Below are 20,173 nucleotides of genomic sequence, written 5' to 3' on the forward strand. Positions count from 1 at the left end.
CGTCCAAACCAAAGCGGCCACAGACATGAACTCGTCGCCATACGAAAAAGATCCGGACTCCAAGTACCCATCAACCTGGGTTTGGATTGCTCTACTCGTTGCCGCGATTCTCGTCCAGCCTTCCCTCATCGATCATTTGATCGACAAGATGGATATCACCTCTACTGATATAGAACGCATGCTTGTCGCGCAAGCATTCATCGATAAGTTGATCGACAAGATGGACATCAAAAGACGTGACACGCCATCGACCTGGGTTTGGATTGTCGCCCTCGTTGCCACGATTCTCGGCTCCCATTTCATCGACCATTTGATCGAGAAATTGTTATAGGGCGTGGATTGAAACTGACGGAGAAATGCTGAATCGGAAGCACTCCCTCTTTGACGACTGTCAGAGAGGGACTTCCAAACATCTTGCTATCGTTGATGCTCCTGATGTCATCGAATGCACTTCAACTTAATCAAATGCGGATGCAATAACTTTGGAAATACCTTAAATAAGCAAAGGAGAACAAGGATGAGCTACGGAGTCAGGCTCCATATCTGGGGCGAACGGGCGCTGTTTACGCGTCCGGAAATGAAAGTAGAACGGATGTCGTATGACATCATCACGCCATCAGCGGCACGCGGCATTCTGGAAGCGATCCACTGGAAGCCATCGATCCGCTGGGTGGTGGACAGCATCCAGGTGCTCAAGCCCATCCGCTTCGAGTCGATCCGCCGCAACGAAGTTGGTGGCAAGCTGTCGGCCGCCAGCGTCAGCAAGGCGATCAAAGCCGGGCGCACCGATGGCTTGGTCAGCTACGTCGATGAGGATCGGCAACAGCGCGCAGCCACCCTGCTACGCGATGTCGGCTACGTTATCGCCGCGCACTTCGAGTTGACCGATAAGGCTGGCCCCGACGACAACGTCGGCAAGCACTTGGACATCTTCAACCGCCGCGCGCGGCGCGGACAATGCTTCCAGGCGCCTTGTCTGGGCACCCGCGAATTCCCGGCCAGCTTCTCCCTGCTCGAAGCTGACGATGCACCACCGCCCAGCGATCCGTCGCTGGGCGGCGAACGCGACCTGGGCTGGATGCTGCACGACATCGACTTTGCCGATGGCATGACCCCACGCTTCTTTCGCGCACACATGGTGGATGGTCGCGTCGTGGTGCCACCCTCGCACGACGACGAGGTGCACACATGATTCTGTCTGCCCTCGCCGATTTCTACCAGCGATTACTGGACGATCCCGAATCTGGTATCGCTGCGCCCGGCTACAGCCAGCAGAACATCGGCTACACCGTCGTGCTGGCCGCCGACGGTCGCGTCGTCGATGTGAATGACGAACACAGCACCGAGGGCAAAAAACGGCTCGCCATGGCGATGAGCGTGCCACAGCCGGAAAAGCGCACTGCGGGAATCAAGTCCAACTTCTTGTGGGACAAAACCAGCTACACACTCGGCATCAGCGCCAGCAGCAAGCGCAGCGAGCAGGAACATGCCGCCTTCATCGCCTTACATCAGCAAGCGCTGGCCGGCAGCGACGATCCTGGCCTGCGGGCGTTGCTGGCGTTTCTGCAAACGTGGACGCCTGCGCAGTATACAGACCACCCGCAGTTCGTCAGTCATGGCGAGGCCTTGCTGGATGCGAACATCGTGTTCAAGCTGCAAGGCGACAGCGGTTATTTGCATCAACGCACAGCCGCGCGTGCGGCGTGGGACCGACAACAAGGCCATGGCACTGATAGCCCCGAAGGCATCTGCCTGGTCAGCGGCAGGCACGCGCCGCTAGCGCGGCTGCATCCTGCCATCAAGGGCGTGAACGGTGCACAGAGTTCCGGCGCTTCCATCGTTTCGTTCAATCTCGAGGCCTTCACCTCCTACGGCAAAAGCCAGGGCGAAAACGCCCCAGTGTCAGAGCAGGCCGCCTTCGCCTACACCACCGCACTCAATCACCTGCTGCGGCGCGACCCGCATAACCGTCAGCGCGTGCAGATCGGCGACACCACCGTGGTGTTCTGGGCGCAAGCGAAAACGGCGGAACACGCACAAAATGCCGAGGACGTCTTCGCCGACTTCATGCGCGTCGACGAAGCTGACGACCCCAGCATAGCCGACGGCCAGGTTACCCGACGCCTGGAGTTGGCCCTCGAACAGGTAAGACAGGCACTGCCCCTGCGCGAGTTGGACGACACGCTGGATGACGACGCCCGCATTTTCGTGCTCGGGCTGGCACCCAATGCCTCGCGCCTGTCCATCCGCTTCTGGGAGACACAGACACTCCGCCAGTTCGTCAAACGCCAGGCAGACCACTACGACGATCTGACGCTCGTCCCAGCGGCATGGAAACGCCCGCCAACGCCCGCCTTCCTTGCCCTGCAAACCGCGCCCGTTTACGGCGAGCATGGCAAACCCAAGGCCGAAGACGTCTCGCCCTTGCTCGCAGGCGAATTGACCCGGTCGATTCTTGCCGGCACACGCTATCCGGGCAGCTTGCTCGGCGCGATCGTCATGCGCTTCCGCGCCGACGGACAACTCACTCCATTACGCATTGCCCTGTGCCGAGCCGTTTTGGCACGCCAGGCGCGTTTGAACACGCAACAGGGACTGCCCACCGACCAGAAGGAACCACCCATGAGTCTTGACACAAGCAACACCGACCCAGGCTACCTACTCGGACGGCTTTTTTTCCTATTTTATAACGCTCAAGAGAAAGCATTGGGCGCTGTAAGCTCAAATATAAAGGACAAGTACTATGGATCTGCATCAACCACTCCAAGGCTAGTCTTCCCTTCCCTAATAAAAAACTTCCAGAATCATATTTCAAAGTTAAGAAAGATGGGCGAAGGTGAAAAGCGCATTGCCGGTGCTATCGAGCGAGATGTCGAAGAAATCATTAGTCATCTGAAAGGTCCATATCCGCGATCCTTAAAAATTGAGAGCCAAGGATTTTTCTCGATTGGCTACTACCATCAGTCCAAAGCGCGCTTCGTCCGCAAGGACGGCCAGGACGCCCACGACACCACTTCCGAAGGAGAGAACGTATGAGCGCCATTGCCCACCGCTACGAGTTCGTTTACCTGTTCGACGTCACCAACGGCAATCCCAACGGCGATCCCGACGCTGGCAACCTGCCGCGACTGGACCCGGAAACCAACCGTGGGCTCGTCACCGATGTGGCGCTCAAGCGCAAGATCCGCAACTACGTCGCGCTGGAAAAGGAAGGCCAATCCGGCTATGCGATCTACATGCAGGAAAAGTCGGTACTCAATAATCAGCACAAGCAGGCTTATGCTGCACTGGGCATCGAACCAGAGACCAAGAAGCTACCCAAGGACGAGGCTAAAGCGCGCGAACTCACCGCGTGGATGTGCGCCAATTTCTTCGATGTACGCAGCTTCGGTGCCGTGATGACCACCGAGGTCAACTCCGGACAAGTGCGTGGCCCTGTCCAACTTGCCTTCGCCAGTTCGGTGGAGCCGGTGCTGCCGCTGGAAGTATCGATCACCCGCGTGGCGGTCACCCACGAGAAAGACCTCGAAAAAGAGCGCACCATGGGCCGCAAGCACATCCTGCCATACGGCCTGTACCGCGCTCACGGCTTCATTTCCGCAAAACTGGCCGAACGCACGGGTTTCTCCGAGGAAGACCTACAGTTGCTGTGGCGTGCGCTCACCAACCTGTTCGAGCACGACCGCTCCGCTGCGCGCGGCGAGATGGCCGCACGCAAGCTGATCGTGTTCAAACACGAACATCCAATGGGTAACGCGCCAGCACACATGCTATTCGACAAGGTCAAGGTTGAGCGAGACGAAGGTTCCGACAACGGACCGGCACGTAGCTTCGCCGACTACCGCGTGGTCATCGATCGCGATCTGCCGGCTGGCATTACCTTGACCGAGCTGTTCTGATCGACCCGGGAGCGGGACATGGACGACGCCGACCTGATCCCGCTCTCCGCCCTGCAGCACTACCTGTATTGCCCGCGTCAGTGCGCGCTGATCCATGTGGAGCAGCAATGGGCGGAGAACCGACAGACCGCCGAGGGGCGGCTGTTGCATCAGCGCGCCGATGCGCCGCAGGCCGAGCGCCGGCGTGGCGTGCGTACCGTCACCGCGATGCCGTTGTTGGCACAGGACCTGGGCATTACCGGCAAAGCCGACGTGGTGGAATTCCATCACGACGGCGATGGCGAGATCGCCTTCCCCGTGGAATACAAGCGCGGTCGCCCCAAGGCGCATCGCGCCGACGAAGTGCAGCTATGCGCACAGGCCTTGTGCCTGGAACACATGCTGGGCCGCACGATTCTCAGCGGCGCGCTGTTCTATGGACAAACACGCCGACGCAAGGAGGTTGCCTTCGATTCCGCCTTGCGCGACCTCACCCTGCGCACCATCGCCGACACACGCGCGATGCTGCACGCTGGCACCACACCAAGCGCACGTTACGATGCACGGCGCTGCGATGCCTGCTCCTTGATCGACCTCTGCCAGCCACGCCTGCTTGGCCAAGGCAGCGTCGAAGCCTGGTTGCGCCGTCAGATCGACGCCGAGGAAGACTGAACATGCGCCGCCAGCTCAACACCCTGTACGCCACCACCGATGGCGCCTGGCTACGCAAGGACGGCGCCAATATCGTCATGGAAGTGGAGCGCCAGGAGCGCGCCCGGCTACCCGTGCACATGCTCGAGAGCCTGGTCTGCATCGGCCGCGTCGCGGTCTCACCGCAACTGCTGGGTTTCTGCGCCGAGCAAGGCATCAGTATTTGCTACCTCACTCCGCAGGGGCGCTTCCTGGCGCGCGTCGAAGGCCCGGTCTCCGGCAACGTGCTGCTGCGACGCGAGCAATACCGGCGCAGCGACGATCCGGCCCGCTGCGCCACCATCGTCCGTCACCTGTTGGCGGGCAAGATCCACAACCAGCGTGCGGTGCTGGCGCGCGGCTGGCGCGACCATGGCGACCGACTGACCGATGTGCCCGCCTTTCAGCACGCATTGAAGCGGCTCAAGCGCATTCCCCAGCGCATCCTCATCGAAACCGAGGTGGACGTGTTGCGCGGATTGGAAGGTGAAGCGGCGCAGGCCTACTTCAACGTCTTCGATCAACTGGTGCGCACCGAACAGCCGCTACTGCGCTTCGGCGGACGCAATCGCCGACCGCCCCGCGACGCCTTCAACGCACTGCTTTCGTTCCTCTACACCCTGCTCACCCACGATTGCCGCTCGGCCCTGGAGACCGTCGGCCTGGACCCGGCGGTCGGCTTCCTGCATCGCGACCGACCAGGACGCCCCAGTCTCGCCCTGGATCTGGCAGAGGAATTCCGGCCCTTGCTAGGGGAGCGGCTGGCGCTGTCGCTGATCAACCGCCGACAATTGAACGAACGCGATTTCCAGGTCTTCGACAATGGTGCAGTCCTACTGAAGGACGATGCTCGCAAAACTGTCCTGATCGCTTATCAGGAACGAAAACGCGAGCAACTCCAGCATGCATTCCTGGGCGAAAAAGTCGACATTGGCTTGTTGCCCTTCGTCCAGGCGCAACTCCTGGCCCGGCACTTGCGCGGCGACCTCGATGGCTACCCCTCCTTTTTCTGGAAATAAAATGGCAGTCGTCACATGATGGTCTTGGTCAGCTACGATGTCAGCACTAGCTCACCGGGAGGCGACAAGCGCCTGCGCAAGGTAGCCAAAGCCTGTCGCGACCTGGGTCAACGCGTGCAGTTCTCGGTCTTCGAGATCGAAGTGGACCCGGCGCAATGGACCGCACTACGACAACGCCTGTGCGACCTGATAGACCCGGACATCGACAGCCTGAGGTTCTACCACCTCGGTGCAAAGTGGGAAGCCCGCGTCGAACACGTCGGCGCCAAACCCAGCCTTGACCTCAAAGGCCCACTGATCTTTTGACGCGAACCCCAAGCGACCGGGAATTCACCCGCAGGTTCGCAAAAAATGCAAACTATTGATATAAAAAAGAAAGCCGACTCTCAGACCCTCCCCCCCCGGACACAAGAGCATGCAATCGCCCGGTCGAGATGCGATTCGCGAAAACAGGTTTTTTCCTCAAGCACACGCCAGGCTTTATCCTGACGGGGGTCGCGCCCTCACGGGCGCGTGGATTGAAACTGGATCCGCCGCATGTCCGAACAGCACGGCATGGTCGCGCCCTCACGGGCGCGTGGATTGAAACGTTGCGCACGCCGCCGCGCACCTTGTCGTAGCGAGTCGCGCCCTCACGGGCGCGTGGATTGAAACCACCAATCGCGCTTCGTCCTGGCGCCGCGCACACGTCGCGCCCTCACGGGCGCGTGGATTGAAACTTGGTAGCTGCGCGAGACCTGTTCGAGCACCATGCGTCGCGCCCTCACGGGCGCGTGGATTGAAACTTCATAACGGGGATGCTCCTTTCAGTGTCAGATGGGTCGCGCCCTCACGGGCGCGTGGATTGAAACCGCAATGATCGTGCGGACGCTGAGGCGATGCAGAGGTCGCGCCCTCACGGGCGCGTGGATTGAAACTTGCGCGAGCTAGCCTTCTTGGCGCTCGCGCTTGGGGTCGCGCCCTCACGGGCGCGTGGATTGAAACGTTTGTCGTGCCAGCAACGCTTGGCACTCGGTACGGGGTCGCGCCCTCACGGGCGCGTGGATTGAAACTTGCACAGGGGCATTCGCCCCGACAATTTCATCGAGGTCGCGCCCTCACGGGCGCGTGGATTGAAACAGCCGTAAGCTGCGCGCCGTCGTAGTAGTCGCGAGGTCGCGCCCTCACGGGCGCGTGGATTGAAACTACGACGTATTGCCTTCCCGACTCAATCTGTACGGTCGCGCCCTCACGGGCGCGTGGATTGAAACGACCTTGCTGGCGTACTCATAGAGATTGATGGTCGGTCGCGCCCTCACGGGCGCGTGGATTGAAACGACTTCATCCTGATTGCCCAGCAGGGTCTGCAACTGTCGCGCCCTCACGGGCGCGTGGATTGAAACGGTATACAGCTGCGCCGTTGGCATCTTGGGAGTGGGTCGCGCCCTCACGGGCGCGTGGATTGAAACTCCTAACCCTGTTGCGTCCGGACGTGATCTGACGGTCGCGCCCTCACGGGCGCGTGGATTGAAACGCATGTGCGAATGCACGACGGTCGGGGCCGAATGATGGGTCGCGCCCTCACGGGCGCGTGGATTGAAACGCCTAGACCTCGGCAAAGAACCCGCCTATGAGCCGGGTCGCGCCCTCACGGGCGCGTGGATTGAAACCTTTGGAAATGCTCACCCACCCCATGCGCTATCTGGGTCGCGCCCTCACGGGCGCGTGGATTGAAACACAGTCTGGGCCTCTTGAGCGATGCGCTTCAGCAAGGTCGCGCCCTCACGGGCGCGTGGATTGAAACATCCTGGCTATTGTCGCAATTGTCAAGGGCGGCGCGTCGCGCCCTCACGGGCGCGTGGATTGAAACGAGTTCAGCCGCGGCCCGCTGGTCTGGCGTTACAGGTCGCGCCCTCACGGGCGCGTGGATTGAAACTCATCTGACTCTCCCTCACTGTTCAAATGGGCAAGTCGCGCCCTCACGGGCGCGTGGATTGAAACAACGGTAGGAAGGCCGCTGAGGACTGGGCGCGCGCGGTCGCGCCTTCACGGGCGCGTGGATTGAAACGATTTCGTCCTCTCCGTAGCTGTATGGGCTGATGCCAGGTCGCGCCCTCACGGGCGCGTGGATTGAAACATGTACTACGTACACGGGAGGGCCATCGCATGAGCCGGTCGCGCCCTCACGGGCGCGTGGATTGAAACGCCAGTCAACGTGGAGAGATTCACGGCAGCGCGGCTTGTCGCGCCCTCACGGGCGCGTGGATTGAAACGGCACAAGCGTCCAGCCATCCGGCACACCCTGCAGGCGTCGCGCCCTCACGGGCGCGTGGATTGAAACCTTGTCATTTCGCACGCTGGTGGTGGCTAGGCTAGTCGCGCCCTCAAGGGCGCCTGTATTGAAACGAACACCTTGGATTACTCCACCGTCACCGACTTAGCCAAATTGCGCGGCTTGTCCACATCGGTGCCGCGCGCCAGCGCAGTGTGATAGGCAAGCAATTGCACCGGCACGGTGTGCAGCACCGGGCTGAGCAGGCCCGCGTGACGCGGCGTGCGAATCACGTGTACGCCTTCGGATGCGTGGAAATTGCTGTCCTGATCGGCGAAGACGAACAGTTCACCACCGCGTGCACGCACTTCCTGCATGTTGGATTTCACCTTTTCCAGGAGCGCATCGTTGGGCGCGATCACCACTACTGGCATGGTCGCGTCCACCAACGCCAATGGGCCATGCTTGAGTTCACCAGCGGGATAGCCTTCCGCATGGATATAGGTGATTTCCTTGAGTTTGAGCGCGCCCTCCAACGCAATCGGATAATGCAGTCCGCGACCGAGAAACAGCGCATTGTGCTTGTCGGCAAAACGCTCGGCCCACACCGCGATCTGCGGCTCCAGGTTGAGCACGTGCTGCACGCTGCCCGGCAGATGACGTAGTTGCTCCAGGTAGTCGGCTTCCTGCGTCGCGCTCAGCCGTCCGCGCTGCTTGCCCAGCACACAGGCAAGTTGGAACAGCGCCGCCAATTGGGTGGTGAACGCCTTGGTCGAGGCCACGCCGATCTCGGCGCCAGCACGGGTGTACATCACCAGTGCGCTGGCGCGCGGGATCGCGCTCTCCGGCACGTTGCAGATCGACAAGGTCTTGGTATGGCCCAGTGACTTGGCGTATTTCAGCGCTTCCATCGTGTCCAAGGTTTCGCCGGACTGGGAGATGGTCACGATCAATTGCCGCGGGTTGGCGCAGGCGTCGCGATAGCGGTATTCGCTGGCGATTTCCACACTGCACGGCACGCCGGCAATGGCTTCGATCCAGTAACGCGCGGTGAGCCCGGCGTAGTAGCTGGTGCCGCAAGCCAGCAGTTGCACGCCGTCCACATCGGCCAACAGCGCGTCGGCGTTGGCGCCGAACAGCGCGCTATCGAAACTGCCGGCATCGCACAACGCTTCCAACGTGTCGGCCAACGCACGCGGCTGTTCGTGGATTTCCTTCTGCATGAAGTGGCGGTAGGGCCCCAGTTCCAGCGACGCCAGCGAGACGTCGGAGACGTGCGCCTCGCGCTGCACCGCATGGTCGGCCGCGTCGTACACCTGCACGCCATCGCGGCGCAGCAGCGCCGTGTCGCCCTCCTCCAGAAAAATCACCCGGCGCGTGGCCTGGATCACCGCTGAAACGTCGGAAGCGATGAAGTGTTCGCCCTCGCCCAAGCCAATCAGCAACGGACAGCCCATGCGCGCGCAGACCAGCACATCTGGATACGCCTTACTGAGCGCCGCCAGCGCATAGGCGCCGGTCAGTTCCTTCACTGTCGCCTGCAACGCGCCGAGCAGATCGCGGCCCTGGGCCATGTGATGGTGGATCAGGTGCGCAATGACCTCGGTGTCGGTCTGCGATTCGAACGTATAACCCAGCGCACGCAGGCGTTCGCGCTGCTGTTCGTGATTTTCGATGATGCCATTGTGGACCAGGGCCAGATCGCCATGGCTCACGTGCGGATGCGCATTGGCCTCGGTGACGCCGCCATGGGTGGCCCAACGGGTGTGGCCGATACCCACGGTGGCCCGCAATCCGTCAGCGAGTGCGGCGCTTTCCATTTCCGCCACGCGACCGGTACGACGCACACGATGCACGCGACCATCGGCAATCGCGGCGATGCCGGCGGAGTCGTAGCCGCGGTACTCCAGCCGCTTCAGCCCCTCGATCAGGTGTGCGATGACATCGCGATCCGCAATCGCGCCGACGATTCCGCACATAGCCACGCCTTATTTGTCGAAAGCATGCATTTTATTCACCGTGTCCACGAAATGTCTCGTCATTGACGTCGAATGGACAAGATGTCCGCGAACACGTCCGCGGACAGCCGGACACCCATCTCGACCGCACAAATTCAATGAAATTCAATTAGTTGCAGCTGGCACAAGCCGTGCTTGGGATGGACCATCCTCACTACCACGCTACCACCACTCGATGATCCGCGACACCTCCGCCCAGGATCAGGTCCTCACTCTCCCCCGCACCGTCGCGTGGCGCCGTTGGCTATGGCCGGGACTGATCGGGCTGGCGTTACTGCTGGGCATCGGCTTCGCCGTGCGTGGCTGGATCGCCGGCAGCCGCTCGTTCGACGCGCAACGGGTCCGCATCGCCACGGTCAATCGCGGCGACCTGGTCCGCGATATCTCCGCCGACGGTCGCCTGATTGCCGCCAACAGCCCCATCCTGTACGCGATCTCCGCCGGCACCGTAACGCTGAAAGTAGTCGCCGGCGACGTGGTCAAAAAAGATCAGGAACTGGCCGAGATCGACAGTCCGGAACTGCGCAGCAAGCTGGCCCAGGAAGAAGCGACGCTGGCCGGCCTGGAAGCGGAGGCAAGCCGCGCCGATCTGGATGCGGTGCTGGCGCGTGCCAACGCCAGCAAATCCATCGACCAGGCGCAGATCGAGCGTCAGGCCGCCAGCCGCGATCTGGAGCGCTACCAGCGCGGTTACGCTGGCGGCGCGGTGCCGCAGGTGGAGTTGGCCAAGGCGGAGGACACCTTGAAAAAAGCCGATATCGCGATGCGCCACGCGCAAAAAGACGCCGATCTGCAGAGCCGCGGCGCGAGCCTGGACGCGCGCAACAAGCGCCTGCTGGCCGAGCGCCAACGCGCGGTGGTCGCCGAGGTGCAGCGCCAGGTGGATCTGCTGACCTTGCGCGCGCCGTTCGATGGTCAGGTCGGCCAGGTGCAGGTGTCGCAGCACACCAACCTCGCCGCCAACGCACCGGTGTTGAGCGTAGTCGATCTGTCCAAGTTCGAACTGGAGATCAAAGTGCCGGAAAGTTTTGCCCGCGACTTGGCGATCGGCATGCCGGCACAGTTGACCAGCGGCGCCGGCGAACCGTTCGCCGGCGCGCTCTCGGCGGTGTCCCCGGAAGTGGTCAACGGCGAGGTCAACGCACGCATTCGTTTCACCGACACACAACCGCCGGGCCTGCGCCAGAGCCAGCGGATGAGCGCGCGGGTGTTGCTGGACACCCGCCACAACGTGCTCAAACTCGAACGCGGTCCGTTCGTCGAACAATCCGGCGGCCACTTCGCTTACGTCATGGACGGCGACTCCGCAGTCCGCCGCCCGTTGCAATTGGGCGTCACCAGCCTGAGCGAAGTCGAAGTGCGCTCGGGCCTACAGGTGGGCGACCGGGTCGTGGTCTCCGGCAGCGACTTGTTCGGGGATGCGCCGCGCGTGACGATCCACTGACATCTGCGATTCGGAACATGCAAACGAAACATCAACAGCAACGGCACAAGCGAATCGAATACGTTGGCGTTTGCAAATCCCGACTCCACACACCACTCCCCTTTCAAGGAACACCGTCATGCTGCAAATGCACTCCGTCTCCAAAGTTTTTCGTACCGAACAGGTCCAGACGCATGCGTTGCGCTCGCTGGATCTGCATGTGCGCGAAGGCGAATTCGTCGCCGTGACCGGGCCATCGGGCTCCGGCAAAACCACCTTCCTCAACATCGCCGGGCTGCTGGAAACCTTCAGCAGCGGCCAGTATCTGCTCGACGGGCAGGACGTGAGCCATCTCAACGACGATGCGCGCTCGCGCATGCGCAACCAAAAAATCGGTTTCATTTTCCAGGGTTTCAACTTGATCCCCGATCTGAACCTGTTCGACAACGTCGATGTGCCGTTGCGCTATCGCCGCATGGCCGCCGCCGAACGCAAGCGACGTATCGAAGACGCGCTGGGCCGGGTCGGGCTGGGGTCGCGGATGAAACATTACCCGTCCGAACTTTCCGGCGGCCAGCAGCAGCGCGCGGCGATCGCGCGTGCACTGGCTGGCAGTCCGCGCCTGTTGCTGGCCGACGAACCGACCGGCAACCTCGACTCGCAGATGGCGCGCGGAGTAATGGAACTGCTGGAGGAGATCAACACACAGGGCGCCACCATCGTCATGGTCACCCACGACCCCGACCTGGCCGCACGCGCACAACGCAACGTGCATATTGTCGACGGGCAGGCCACCGACCTGCTGCGCGAACCGATGCTAACGGATGCCGGCAACGACGCAGCGACGAATACGTAACCGGCACGGCAAAGAACCACGAGGAACGCCATGCTCGGCTATTACCTGCATCTGGCGCTACGCAGCCTGCGCCGCAGCCCGGTGCTCACCACGCTGATGGTGCTGTCCATCGCCGTGGGCATCGGCGCGGCCATGACCACGCTGACGGTGATGCGCTTGCTGTCCGGCGATCCACTGCCCGGACACAGCCAGCGGATCTTCTATCCGCAGGTCGACCCGCGCCCGCCCGGCAGCCAAGCCCGGCAGCCGCTCGACAAACTCGACTACCTCACCGCGATGGATCTGTGGAAGAACGCGCACGCCGATCGCCAGGCCATGGTCGCCGAGAGTGAGATCAAGTTGCGCGCAGCCGACGGCACCGGCCCGGCGTTCATGACCCAACTGTTGTCCACGCAAGCGGATTTTTTCCCGATGTTTCAGGTGCCGTTCGCTGACGGCAGTGGCTGGCGCGCGCAGGATGACCGCGACCATGCGCGCGTAGCGGTGATCTCGGACGATTTGAATACCAAGCTGTTCCAGGGCCGCAACAGCGTCGGCCAGCACCTGCTGGTGCGCGGCGCCGTCGTGCGCATCGTCGGCGTACTGGCGCCCTGGCGGCCCTCGCCGCAGTTCTACACACTGGCCGGCGGCAGCTTCGCACATGGCGATACCGCCAGCTTCTACGGCAAGCCGCAGGACGTGTTCATGCCGCTGTCCAGCAGCCTGGAGATCAACGCCGGCAATCTACAGCCGTGGACCTGTTTCGGCCGGTCGACACAGCCACTGGATCTGCGCAGCGCACCGTGCGTATGGCTACAGTTGTGGGTACAACTGGACTCGCCCGACAAGGTCGCCGCCTACCGTCGCCTGCTCGCCGACTACGCCACCGAGCAACACGCCGCCGGACGCATCGGCCACTCCGACACGGCACGCTTGCTATCCCTGCCGCAGTGGCTGGACCACAACCGGGTCGTCCCCGACGACGTGCGCCTGCAGAACTGGCTGGCGCTGGCGTTTCTGGGCCTGTGTCTGTTCAACAGCGTCGGCCTGCTACTGGCGAAGTTCCTACGCCGTGGCGGTGAAATCGGCGTGCGCCGCGCGCTGGGTGCATCCAGGCGCGCGATCTTCGCCCAGTGCCTGGTCGAAGCCAGCGTCATCGGCGTCATCGGTGGCAGCGGCGGCTGGCTACTGACCCTGATCGGACTGTGGAGCGTGCGCCAGCAATCCACCGCCTACGCCGATCTGGCGCACTTGGACGTGCCGATGTTTGCCGGCACCTTCGTCCTGACCGTGGCCTGCAGCCTCGCTGCCGGCGTGTTTCCCGCGCTGCGTGCCAGCCGCATCGCGCCGGCCCTGCAACTCAAGAGCTTGTGAGCGAGGGAACATCCGATGCAGATCAGACCCATTCTGTCCGCCCTGTTCCGCCACCGCATCGCCGCAATGCTGATCGGGCTGGAAGTCGCGTTGGCCTGCGCGGTGCTGTGCAATGCCTTCTTGCTGATCGGCAACCGCCTGGAGTTGGTGCATCTGCATAGCGGTATCGACGAAGCCGCGCTGGGGCTGGTGTCCCTTCACGGCTGCGACGGCTGCAACACGATGGATCTGGACGCGCGGGTACTCGATGCCATTCGCCGCACGCCCGGCGTGCGCGCGGCAGGCAGCATCAACAGCGTGCCCTTCGTCCCGCCGACCGGCAATAACGGCGTGTGCCTGGATCGAGACTGCACCACGAACGATGGAGTGCCGCACTTCTACACCGCCAGCCCTGGCGCGGTCGCCGCCCTGGGCCTGCACCCCAGCCGTGGTCGCGAGTTCAACGACGCGGACTATCAACCGTTCGAGCATTTCGCCTCGGCACAGGCCGACGTCTGGATCACCCGCGCGCTGGCCGAACACCTGTGGCCAGGGCAGGATCCGTTGGGCCGAGAATTCTGGTCGAGCAGCCACTTCCGGGTGATCGGCGTGCTCGATCACCTGGCCCGGCCCGATCCAGGCCGCAGCGAAGATGGCGCGATCGGCAGCGACTGGTCGGTGCTGATCCCGGTAAGCGAGGCGGCGCAATCGGGCATGTACGTGCTGCGCGCCGATCCGCATGCGTTGCCGCGCGTCCTCGCGCAGGCGCGCGCCGCGGTAACGCGCGCCGCGCCCGACGCCGTCCTGGACAAGGTGTACAGCCGACCGCTGGACGAACTGCGCCAAGTCTATTTCCAGAACGACCGTGCGATGACCCGCTTGCTGGTCGCCGTCATCGTCGCGATGCTGCTGGTCACCGCGCTCGGTATCATCGGCCTAGCCAGCTTTTGGGTACAGCAACGCACCAAGCAGATCGGCATCCGCCGCGCGCTCGGCGCCACCCGCCACGACATCCTGCACTACTTCCAGATCGAGAACCTGCTCATCGTCGGTGCGGGCGTGGCACTGGGCATGGTGTTGGCCTATGGCGGGAACGTGCTGCTGATGCGGTTCTTCGAAGTAGAGCGCTTGCCGGTCGGCGATCTACCTGTCGGCGCCGTACTACTGTGCGCACTCGGCCAACTCGCCGTCCTCGGCCCGGCGCTGCGCGCCGCTGCCGTGCCACCGGCCATCGCTACGCGCAGCGCGTAAGCAGAAGTACGCGATGTTTTTCCATCTCCATCCTCGCGGATCCACTGATGCCACTGCCATACGCCGTTGAACTCGGAATACGCGGCGCACGTCGCCATCCGCGCACCATGCTACTGACCATGCTGACGCTCGCGCTCGGCCTGGCTGCGGTGATGACGATGCTGACACTGCTGAAGGTGCTCTCCGCCGATCCATTACCAGGACTCAGCCAGCAGTTGTATCTGGGCTGGGTGGATTCGCGCGAGGCCGCCACCGACAACACGCTCGACGAACCACACCCACTGCCGCCATCACAGTGGAAAATAGCCGATGTTCAACGCTTCATGGCGTCACATCCGGACATCCCACAGACCGCACTGGCTTCCAGCCAGTTCACGATCACCAACGAAGATCAGCGCCAGAGCGCATCTGTTGGTGGCGTGGCGGCATTGGGTCCGATGCCCCGCATCTTTGGCGTGCCACTGCGCGAAGGCCGCTATTGGACCGAGCAGGAAGAGCGCGACCGTGTGCCGGTGGCGATCATCGGCCATCGGCAGAGTCTGCGGTTATTCGGCACCGAACATGGGCTGGGCCACCAACTGCGCTTGGGCAAACATCTGTTTCGGGTCATCGGCATCAGCGACAATTGGGGACCGAGGCCGGCGTTCTACTTCCTGCAATCACTGGATCAGGCATGGAGCGACTTACCGATCGAATTCTTTGTCCCAGCGCAAGCCGCGCTCGATGCCGATGCCCCACCATCGGTGGGGATGCAGTGTGACGATAATAGCTCCGGTGGCATGCGCTTCAATGAGATCAATCTGCACGCCTGCCGCTGGCTGATGCTGTGGGCGCAGTTGCAGACCGAGGCACAAGTAGACAACTACCGCGCAGCGTTGTTGACCTTCGCACAGGCACAGCACACTGCCGGTGTATTTCCACGAGCTCCGAAAGCCATGCTGTACAACGTGTTCGCATGGCTGGCCGCCAATCGCATCGTGCCCGATACCGTGCATTTAAACGCGTGGCTGGCCTTGGCACTGCTGGGCTTGTGTATTCTCAACGTCGCCGGCTTGCTCGCGGCACGCTTCCTGCGCCGCGCTAACGAAATCGGCATCCATCGTGTACTGGGCGCACCACGCCACGCGGTGTTTGTGCGCTGCCTGACCGAGTCCGGGTTGATCGGATTGCTGGGCGGCATATTGGCATTACCGGCGACACTATTCGGCCTGTGGGTGGTGCGCATACAGAACACGACGTACAGCGACTTGGCCCAGTTCCGGGCTGATCTATTCGGCCTGTTGCTGCTGCTGGCGATCGGCACCGGCCTGCTGGTCGGCCTCATCCCCGCATGGCGCGCGTCGCGACTTTCACCGGCCATGCAAGTCAAGAGCCTCTGAGGTGCTTATGTCTATTCTGCGTCCTTATCTCGCTCCGTTACGACGACATCCGCTGATGCCGCTACTGGTCATCGCACAAACCACCGTGGCATGCGCGATTCTGCTCAACGTGCTGTTTCTGCTCTGGCAAAAGCTCGCACCGATGTTGGTCGCCGATGGCATCCCACGCGGGGAGCTGGTGATCGTGGACCAAGTGATCAACCAGGCCGGCAACTGGAACGCCGCGCAGATCCTCACGGCAACCGATGCGCTACGCAAGATCCCTGGCGTCAAGGCGGTGTCACCGATGATTGGATTGCCGATGAGCTCTTCGTTAACGGTGACGGTCCTGCTGAAAGGTCCCGCCGGATCGGAAATCCCAAGCCTGTACAGCGGCGACACCGCACTCGATGCGCTGGGCTTGGAGCTCAGCGCTGGCCGCCGCTTCAGCCCCAATGAAATGTACAACATCGACCTGTTAACGTCGGCCGTGCTCAACAAAGGTAACACCCCCGTCATCCTCACCGAGGCGCTGGCGCGTAGGCTGTTCGGCGCGCACCCCGCATTGGGTGGCATCCTCACCAGCAGGGATCCGCAAGACACCGATCACTTCGTGGTGGTCGGTCTGGTAAGGCACCTGCTGCGCTACCAGCTCGACGAACTCGACGATGGCAAAGCCGAGTTCTCGATGCTGACACCCGGCAAAATCACCAACACGCCCATTCTGAACTATGCCGTGCGCGTCGCGCCGGAACAACGCGATGCAGTGATTGCACAGATCGCGCCACAGCTCAAGCGCGCACTCGGTGCAGACCTGATGCACGGCACCGAACCCAAGGTCAGTGACTACGAATCACAGCGCAACGCACACCTGAAACCACGCCGCGCCGCTGTGTGGCTGTTCGGCTCGGTGAGCGTGCTGGTCACGGCCATCACCTTGATCGGCATCGCCAGCCTCAGCGGTTTCTGGATCCAGCAACGCACGCGCCAGATCGGCATCCGCCGCGCACTCGGTGCGACCCGCACGCAGATCCTGCACCAGTTCCAATTGGAGAACCTGCTGATTATCGGCACCGGGCTGGTCTTGGGCATCCCCATGGCCTACGCCGCCAATCTGTGGCTGATGCAGCACTACGAACTGACGCGCTTACCGGCGATCTGCCTGCCGATCGGGGTGGGTGTCTTGTTGATAATGGGTCAGCTCGCCGTGTTCGGGCCGGCACGTCGCGCCGCCGCCATGCCGCCGGCCATCGCCACCCGTCATGCCTGATAGCGCGGCAATCCACACGACAAGTCTGGCACGGGCTGCGATGATGCCATCCTGTCCATCTGCCGGCGTCGGCATGCCGGCCCGCCTTCAAGGTTCACGATGCCCTGCCTGTTGATCATCGACGACAACCCCGCCGTCGCCACTGCGCTGGAAGTGCTGTTTTCCCTGCACGAGATCGAGACCGCCTACGCCGACAGCCCGCAGGCCGGCCTGCAACGCCTGGCCGATGGCGGCATCGATCTGGTACTGCAGGACATGAACTTCAGCGCAGACACCACCTCCGGCGAGGAGGGTGCCGCATTGTTCGAGGCGATCCGCGCACGCCACCCGGACATGCCGGTGATCCTACTGACTGCCTGGACCCAACTCAGCAGCGCGGTGGAGCTGGTCAAGGCGGGTGCCGCCGACTACCTGGCCAAGCCCTGGGACGATCGCAAGCTGCTGACCACGGTCAACAATTTGCTGGAGCTATCCGAAACCCGCCGCGAACTGGAGCGCCGCCGCGACGGCGAGCGCCGCCATCGCGCGGATCTGGCACGCCGCTACGATCTACGCGGCGCCGTGTTCGCCGATCCCGCCAGCGCGCGCGCCATCGCCCTGGCCTGCCAGATTGCACGCTCGGCGTTGCCGGTGCTCATCACCGGGCCCAACGGCAGCGGTAAAGAAAAGATCGCCGAGATCATCCAGGCCAACTCGCCGGTGCGAGACGGCCCATTTGTAGCCCTGAACTGCGCTGCGCTTCCAGCCGAACTGATCGAAGCCGAACTGTTCGGCGCCGAGGCCGGCGCCTACACCGGCGCCACCAAGGCCCGAGAAGGCAAGTTCGAGGCCGCCGATGGCGGCACGCTGTTCCTAGACGAGATCGGCAATCTATCGCTGGCCGGGCAGATGAAACTGCTGCGCGTGCTGGAGACCGGTCGCTTCGAGCGGCTCGGTTCCAACCGCGAGCGGCAGGTCAAGGTCCGGGTCATCAGCGCCACCAATGCCGACGTGAGCGCGATGATCCGCGCAGGTACATTCCGCGAGGATCTGTACTACCGGCTCAATGCGGTGGAACTGTCGCTGCCGGCGCTCGCCGAGCGTCCTGGGGATATCCTGCCGCTGGCCGAAGGGTTTCTATCCAGCACCAAGACGCTGTCGATCGGCGCCACGCAGGCACTGCAACGGCATACCTGGCCCGGCAACGTGCGCGAGCTGCGCAACGTAATCCAACGTGCCGAATTACTGGCCAGCGGCGCACAGATCCAGTCCGCCGACCTCAATCTGCCCAGGCCCGCGCCGCAACGCAGCAGCCACACGGACGAACCGGACCGCGAGCGCATCGTAACCGTGCTGAAGCGCGCTCACGGTGTCATCGCCCAGGCCGCGGCCGAACTGGGCATGAGCCGGCAAGCGCTGTACCGACGCATGGAACGCTACGGCATCCCACGCGAATGAGACTGCGCCCTTCCTTCACCACCGAGTTGTTCCTGCGCCTGCTGCCACTGCTGGCGCTGGCGGCGACATTGCCGTGGCTGCTGGCGCACTGCATGGAGCACAGCTGGGGAGCAATGACGCTGTCGGCTCTGGTGCTGATCGCACTGACGTGGTTGGCCCTGCACCACGCCACCGCGCCGATGCGTTCGCTGTTCCGCGCCCTGGCCAGCATCATCGGCAGCTACCGCGACGGCGAGTACAACGTCAGCGTGTCATGGCGCAGCGACGACGAATTGGGGAAAATGGTGGCAGCGCACCAACAGCTCGGCGAGATCCTGCGCGAGCAACGACAAGCACTGATACAGCGCGAGCTGATGCTCGACACCATGGTGCAGAACACCCCGGTGGCGATGCTGCTGACCTGCAAGGGCGGCGATGGCCTGCACCGTGTGATCTTCTCCAACCTGGCCGCGCGCAAGCTGCTGCATGGCGGCTGGAAGCTGGAAGGACAACGCCTGGACGATCTGCTGCTGGCTGTACCGGCGCCGCTGCGCGACGCCATCGCGCGCGGCGGCGACAGCCTGTTCTCGATCGAGGACCACACGCAGGATCCGGAGGAAGAACAGATTTATCATCTGTCGCGGCGTGGCTTTCATCTCAACGGGCGTCCGCACGAACTGCTGTTGCTGCGCCTGCTCACCGCCGAACTGCGCCGACAGGAAGTGCATACCTGGAAAAAAGTGATCCGGGTCATCAGCCACGAACTGAACAACTCGCTGGCCCCGATCGCTTCGCTGGCGCATTCCGGCGCCGAGTTGGTACGGCGACAGAAAGTAGAGCGACTAGAAGAAGTATTCGGCACCATCGAGGAACGCGCACGACACCTAGAGGGCTTCATCCGCAGCTACGCGCACTTCGCCAAACTACCCCAGCCGCAATTGCAGAGCGTGCACTGGGCGCAATTCCTGGCCGGACTCCAGCAGCAGATTCCGTTCGCACTGGACCTGGAAGCGCCTGATCTGCACAGCCGAGTCGATCCAGCACAACTGCAGCAGGCGCTGCTCAATCTGCTCAAAAACGCACACGAATCCAGCCCCGAGCAGTTGATGTCAGCCGACGGCGTGCGCGTGCGCGTGTCCACGCGTCCGGACTGGCTGCGCATCGAGGTGCTGGACCGCGGCAGCGGCATGAGCGAAGCGGTGCTGCATCACGCGCTGATGCCGTTCTACTCGACCAAGCGCAATGGCACCGGCCTCGGCTTGGCATTAACCCGGGAAATCGTCGAAGCGCACGGCGGCCGCCTGTCGCTGCACAACCGCGATGCCGGCGGGCTATGCGTGACCATTGCGCTGCCCATCACCATCTCGATTAACAGTCTGGGCTGAGTCGCACTCCACGCCCCCCATGCCGC

General features: G+C 62.7%; 16 protein-coding genes and 1 CRISPR repeat array. Of the genes, 15 read left to right on the forward strand and 1 reads right to left on the reverse strand.

Annotation, left to right across the window (positions count from 1 at the left end; genetic code table 11):
- The first annotated feature begins 25 nt into the window (after window positions 1-25).
- The 7 genes from XaFJ1_RS14100 (at window position 26) to cas2 (ending at window position 5,893) form a co-directional block, all read left to right on the forward strand.
- On the forward strand, window positions 26-331 hold the full coding sequence (locus XaFJ1_RS14100) for a hypothetical protein (RefSeq protein WP_012917356.1): 306 nt from the start codon (window positions 26-28) through the stop codon (window positions 329-331).
- A gap of 246 nt (window positions 332-577) precedes the next feature.
- Entirely contained in the window at window positions 578-1,192 is a 615-nt protein-coding gene (gene cas5c / locus XaFJ1_RS14105; protein WP_230596870.1) for a type I-C CRISPR-associated protein Cas5c, read from the forward strand.
- Window positions 1,189-3,036: a type I-C CRISPR-associated protein Cas8c/Csd1 gene (gene cas8c / locus XaFJ1_RS14110; protein WP_012917358.1), complete on the forward strand. Its 1,848-nt coding sequence runs from the start codon at window positions 1,189-1,191 to the stop codon at window positions 3,034-3,036. Before cas5c ends, cas8c begins: the two co-directional genes overlap by 4 nt.
- The gene (gene cas7c, locus XaFJ1_RS14115; RefSeq protein ID WP_012917359.1) at window positions 3,033-3,899 is read left to right on the forward strand and encodes a type I-C CRISPR-associated protein Cas7/Csd2; all 867 of its coding nucleotides are present in this window, start codon (window positions 3,033-3,035) and stop codon (window positions 3,897-3,899) included. The genes cas8c and cas7c overlap by 4 nt, the downstream gene beginning before the upstream one ends.
- A gap of 18 nt (window positions 3,900-3,917) precedes the next feature.
- Window positions 3,918-4,550 carry a CRISPR-associated protein Cas4 gene (gene cas4 / locus XaFJ1_RS14120; protein ID WP_012917360.1) on the forward strand — a complete coding sequence of 211 codons (633 nt, stop codon included), beginning with the start codon at window positions 3,918-3,920 and terminating at the stop codon, window positions 4,548-4,550.
- Window positions 4,551-4,552: 2 nt separating this feature from the next.
- Complete coding sequence (gene cas1c / locus XaFJ1_RS14125; protein ID WP_012917361.1) at window positions 4,553-5,587, forward strand: type I-C CRISPR-associated endonuclease Cas1c; 1,035 nt, start codon at window positions 4,553-4,555, stop codon at window positions 5,585-5,587.
- A 15-nt stretch (window positions 5,588-5,602) separates the two neighbouring features.
- Entirely contained in the window at window positions 5,603-5,893 is a 291-nt protein-coding gene (gene cas2, locus XaFJ1_RS14130) for a CRISPR-associated endonuclease Cas2 (RefSeq protein ID WP_012917362.1), read from the forward strand.
- Window positions 5,894-6,081: 188 nt separating this feature from the next.
- Window positions 6,082-7,972: a CRISPR direct-repeat array (repeat unit 31 nt; unit sequence GTCGCGCCCTCACGGGCGCGTGGATTGAAAC).
- A 12-nt stretch (window positions 7,973-7,984) separates the two neighbouring features.
- On the opposite strand, the gene glmS is transcribed toward cas2, so the two are convergent.
- A complete protein-coding gene (gene glmS, locus XaFJ1_RS14135; protein ID WP_012917363.1) occupies window positions 7,985-9,817 on the reverse strand; it encodes a glutamine--fructose-6-phosphate transaminase (isomerizing) in 1,833 nt (610 codons plus the stop codon).
- A gap of 214 nt (window positions 9,818-10,031) precedes the next feature.
- On the opposite strand from glmS, the gene XaFJ1_RS14140 reads away from it, so the two are divergent.
- From XaFJ1_RS14140 to XaFJ1_RS14175, 8 genes are all read left to right on the forward strand, one after another.
- Window positions 10,032-11,300, forward strand: a complete 1,269-nt coding sequence (locus tag XaFJ1_RS14140) for an efflux RND transporter periplasmic adaptor subunit (protein ID WP_012917364.1) — start codon at window positions 10,032-10,034, stop codon at window positions 11,298-11,300.
- A gap of 118 nt (window positions 11,301-11,418) precedes the next feature.
- The gene (locus XaFJ1_RS14145; RefSeq protein ID WP_012917365.1) at window positions 11,419-12,135 is read left to right on the forward strand and encodes an ABC transporter ATP-binding protein; all 717 of its coding nucleotides are present in this window, start codon (window positions 11,419-11,421) and stop codon (window positions 12,133-12,135) included.
- A gap of 30 nt (window positions 12,136-12,165) precedes the next feature.
- Entirely contained in the window at window positions 12,166-13,488 is a 1,323-nt protein-coding gene (locus XaFJ1_RS14150; RefSeq protein WP_012917366.1) for an ABC transporter permease, read from the forward strand.
- Window positions 13,489-13,503: 15 nt separating this feature from the next.
- Window positions 13,504-14,718 carry an ABC transporter permease gene (locus XaFJ1_RS14155; RefSeq protein WP_012917367.1) on the forward strand — a complete coding sequence of 405 codons (1,215 nt, stop codon included), beginning with the start codon at window positions 13,504-13,506 and terminating at the stop codon, window positions 14,716-14,718.
- 47 nt (window positions 14,719-14,765) lie between these two features.
- Window positions 14,766-16,097 carry an ABC transporter permease gene (locus XaFJ1_RS14160; protein WP_012917368.1) on the forward strand — a complete coding sequence of 444 codons (1,332 nt, stop codon included), beginning with the start codon at window positions 14,766-14,768 and terminating at the stop codon, window positions 16,095-16,097.
- A 7-nt stretch (window positions 16,098-16,104) separates the two neighbouring features.
- Window positions 16,105-17,346 carry an ABC transporter permease gene (locus tag XaFJ1_RS14165; protein ID WP_012917369.1) on the forward strand — a complete coding sequence of 414 codons (1,242 nt, stop codon included), beginning with the start codon at window positions 16,105-16,107 and terminating at the stop codon, window positions 17,344-17,346.
- A 99-nt stretch (window positions 17,347-17,445) separates the two neighbouring features.
- Window positions 17,446-18,783, forward strand: coding sequence for a sigma-54-dependent transcriptional regulator (locus XaFJ1_RS14170; protein WP_012917370.1), 1,338 nt, complete (start codon window positions 17,446-17,448; stop codon window positions 18,781-18,783).
- On the forward strand, window positions 18,780-20,147 hold the full coding sequence (locus XaFJ1_RS14175; protein ID WP_012917371.1) for a sensor histidine kinase: 1,368 nt from the start codon (window positions 18,780-18,782) through the stop codon (window positions 20,145-20,147). The genes XaFJ1_RS14170 and XaFJ1_RS14175 overlap by 4 nt, the downstream gene beginning before the upstream one ends.
- Window positions 20,148-20,173 lie beyond the last annotated feature (26 nt).

It is taken from the genome of Xanthomonas albilineans, from assembly GCF_009931595.1.
Lineage (GTDB): Bacteria > Pseudomonadota > Gammaproteobacteria > Xanthomonadales > Xanthomonadaceae > Xanthomonas_A > Xanthomonas_A albilineans.

Coding starts and splice junctions, on each gene's coding strand:
- XaFJ1_RS14155 (WP_012917367.1), top strand. CDS start 13,504: ATGCAGATCAGACCCATTCTGTCCGCCCTGTTCCGCCACCGCATCGCC.
- cas2 (WP_012917362.1), top strand. CDS start 5,603: ATGATGGTCTTGGTCAGCTACGATGTCAGCACTAGCTCACCGGGAGGC.
- XaFJ1_RS14150 (WP_012917366.1), top strand. CDS start 12,166: ATGCTCGGCTATTACCTGCATCTGGCGCTACGCAGCCTGCGCCGCAGC.
- glmS (WP_012917363.1), bottom strand. CDS start 9,817: ATGTGCGGAATCGTCGGCGCGATTGCGGATCGCGATGTCATCGCACAC.
- cas5c (WP_230596870.1), top strand. CDS start 578: ATGAAAGTAGAACGGATGTCGTATGACATCATCACGCCATCAGCGGCA.
- cas4 (WP_012917360.1), top strand. CDS start 3,918: ATGGACGACGCCGACCTGATCCCGCTCTCCGCCCTGCAGCACTACCTG.
- cas7c (WP_012917359.1), top strand. CDS start 3,033: ATGAGCGCCATTGCCCACCGCTACGAGTTCGTTTACCTGTTCGACGTC.
- XaFJ1_RS14160 (WP_012917368.1), top strand. CDS start 14,766: ATGCCACTGCCATACGCCGTTGAACTCGGAATACGCGGCGCACGTCGC.
- XaFJ1_RS14145 (WP_012917365.1), top strand. CDS start 11,419: ATGCTGCAAATGCACTCCGTCTCCAAAGTTTTTCGTACCGAACAGGTC.
- XaFJ1_RS14100 (WP_012917356.1), top strand. CDS start 26: ATGAACTCGTCGCCATACGAAAAAGATCCGGACTCCAAGTACCCATCA.
- XaFJ1_RS14170 (WP_012917370.1), top strand. CDS start 17,446: ATGCCCTGCCTGTTGATCATCGACGACAACCCCGCCGTCGCCACTGCG.
- XaFJ1_RS14165 (WP_012917369.1), top strand. CDS start 16,105: ATGTCTATTCTGCGTCCTTATCTCGCTCCGTTACGACGACATCCGCTG.
- cas8c (WP_012917358.1), top strand. CDS start 1,189: ATGATTCTGTCTGCCCTCGCCGATTTCTACCAGCGATTACTGGACGAT.
- cas1c (WP_012917361.1), top strand. CDS start 4,553: ATGCGCCGCCAGCTCAACACCCTGTACGCCACCACCGATGGCGCCTGG.
- XaFJ1_RS14140 (WP_012917364.1), top strand. CDS start 10,032: ATGATCCGCGACACCTCCGCCCAGGATCAGGTCCTCACTCTCCCCCGC.
- XaFJ1_RS14175 (WP_012917371.1), top strand. CDS start 18,780: ATGAGACTGCGCCCTTCCTTCACCACCGAGTTGTTCCTGCGCCTGCTG.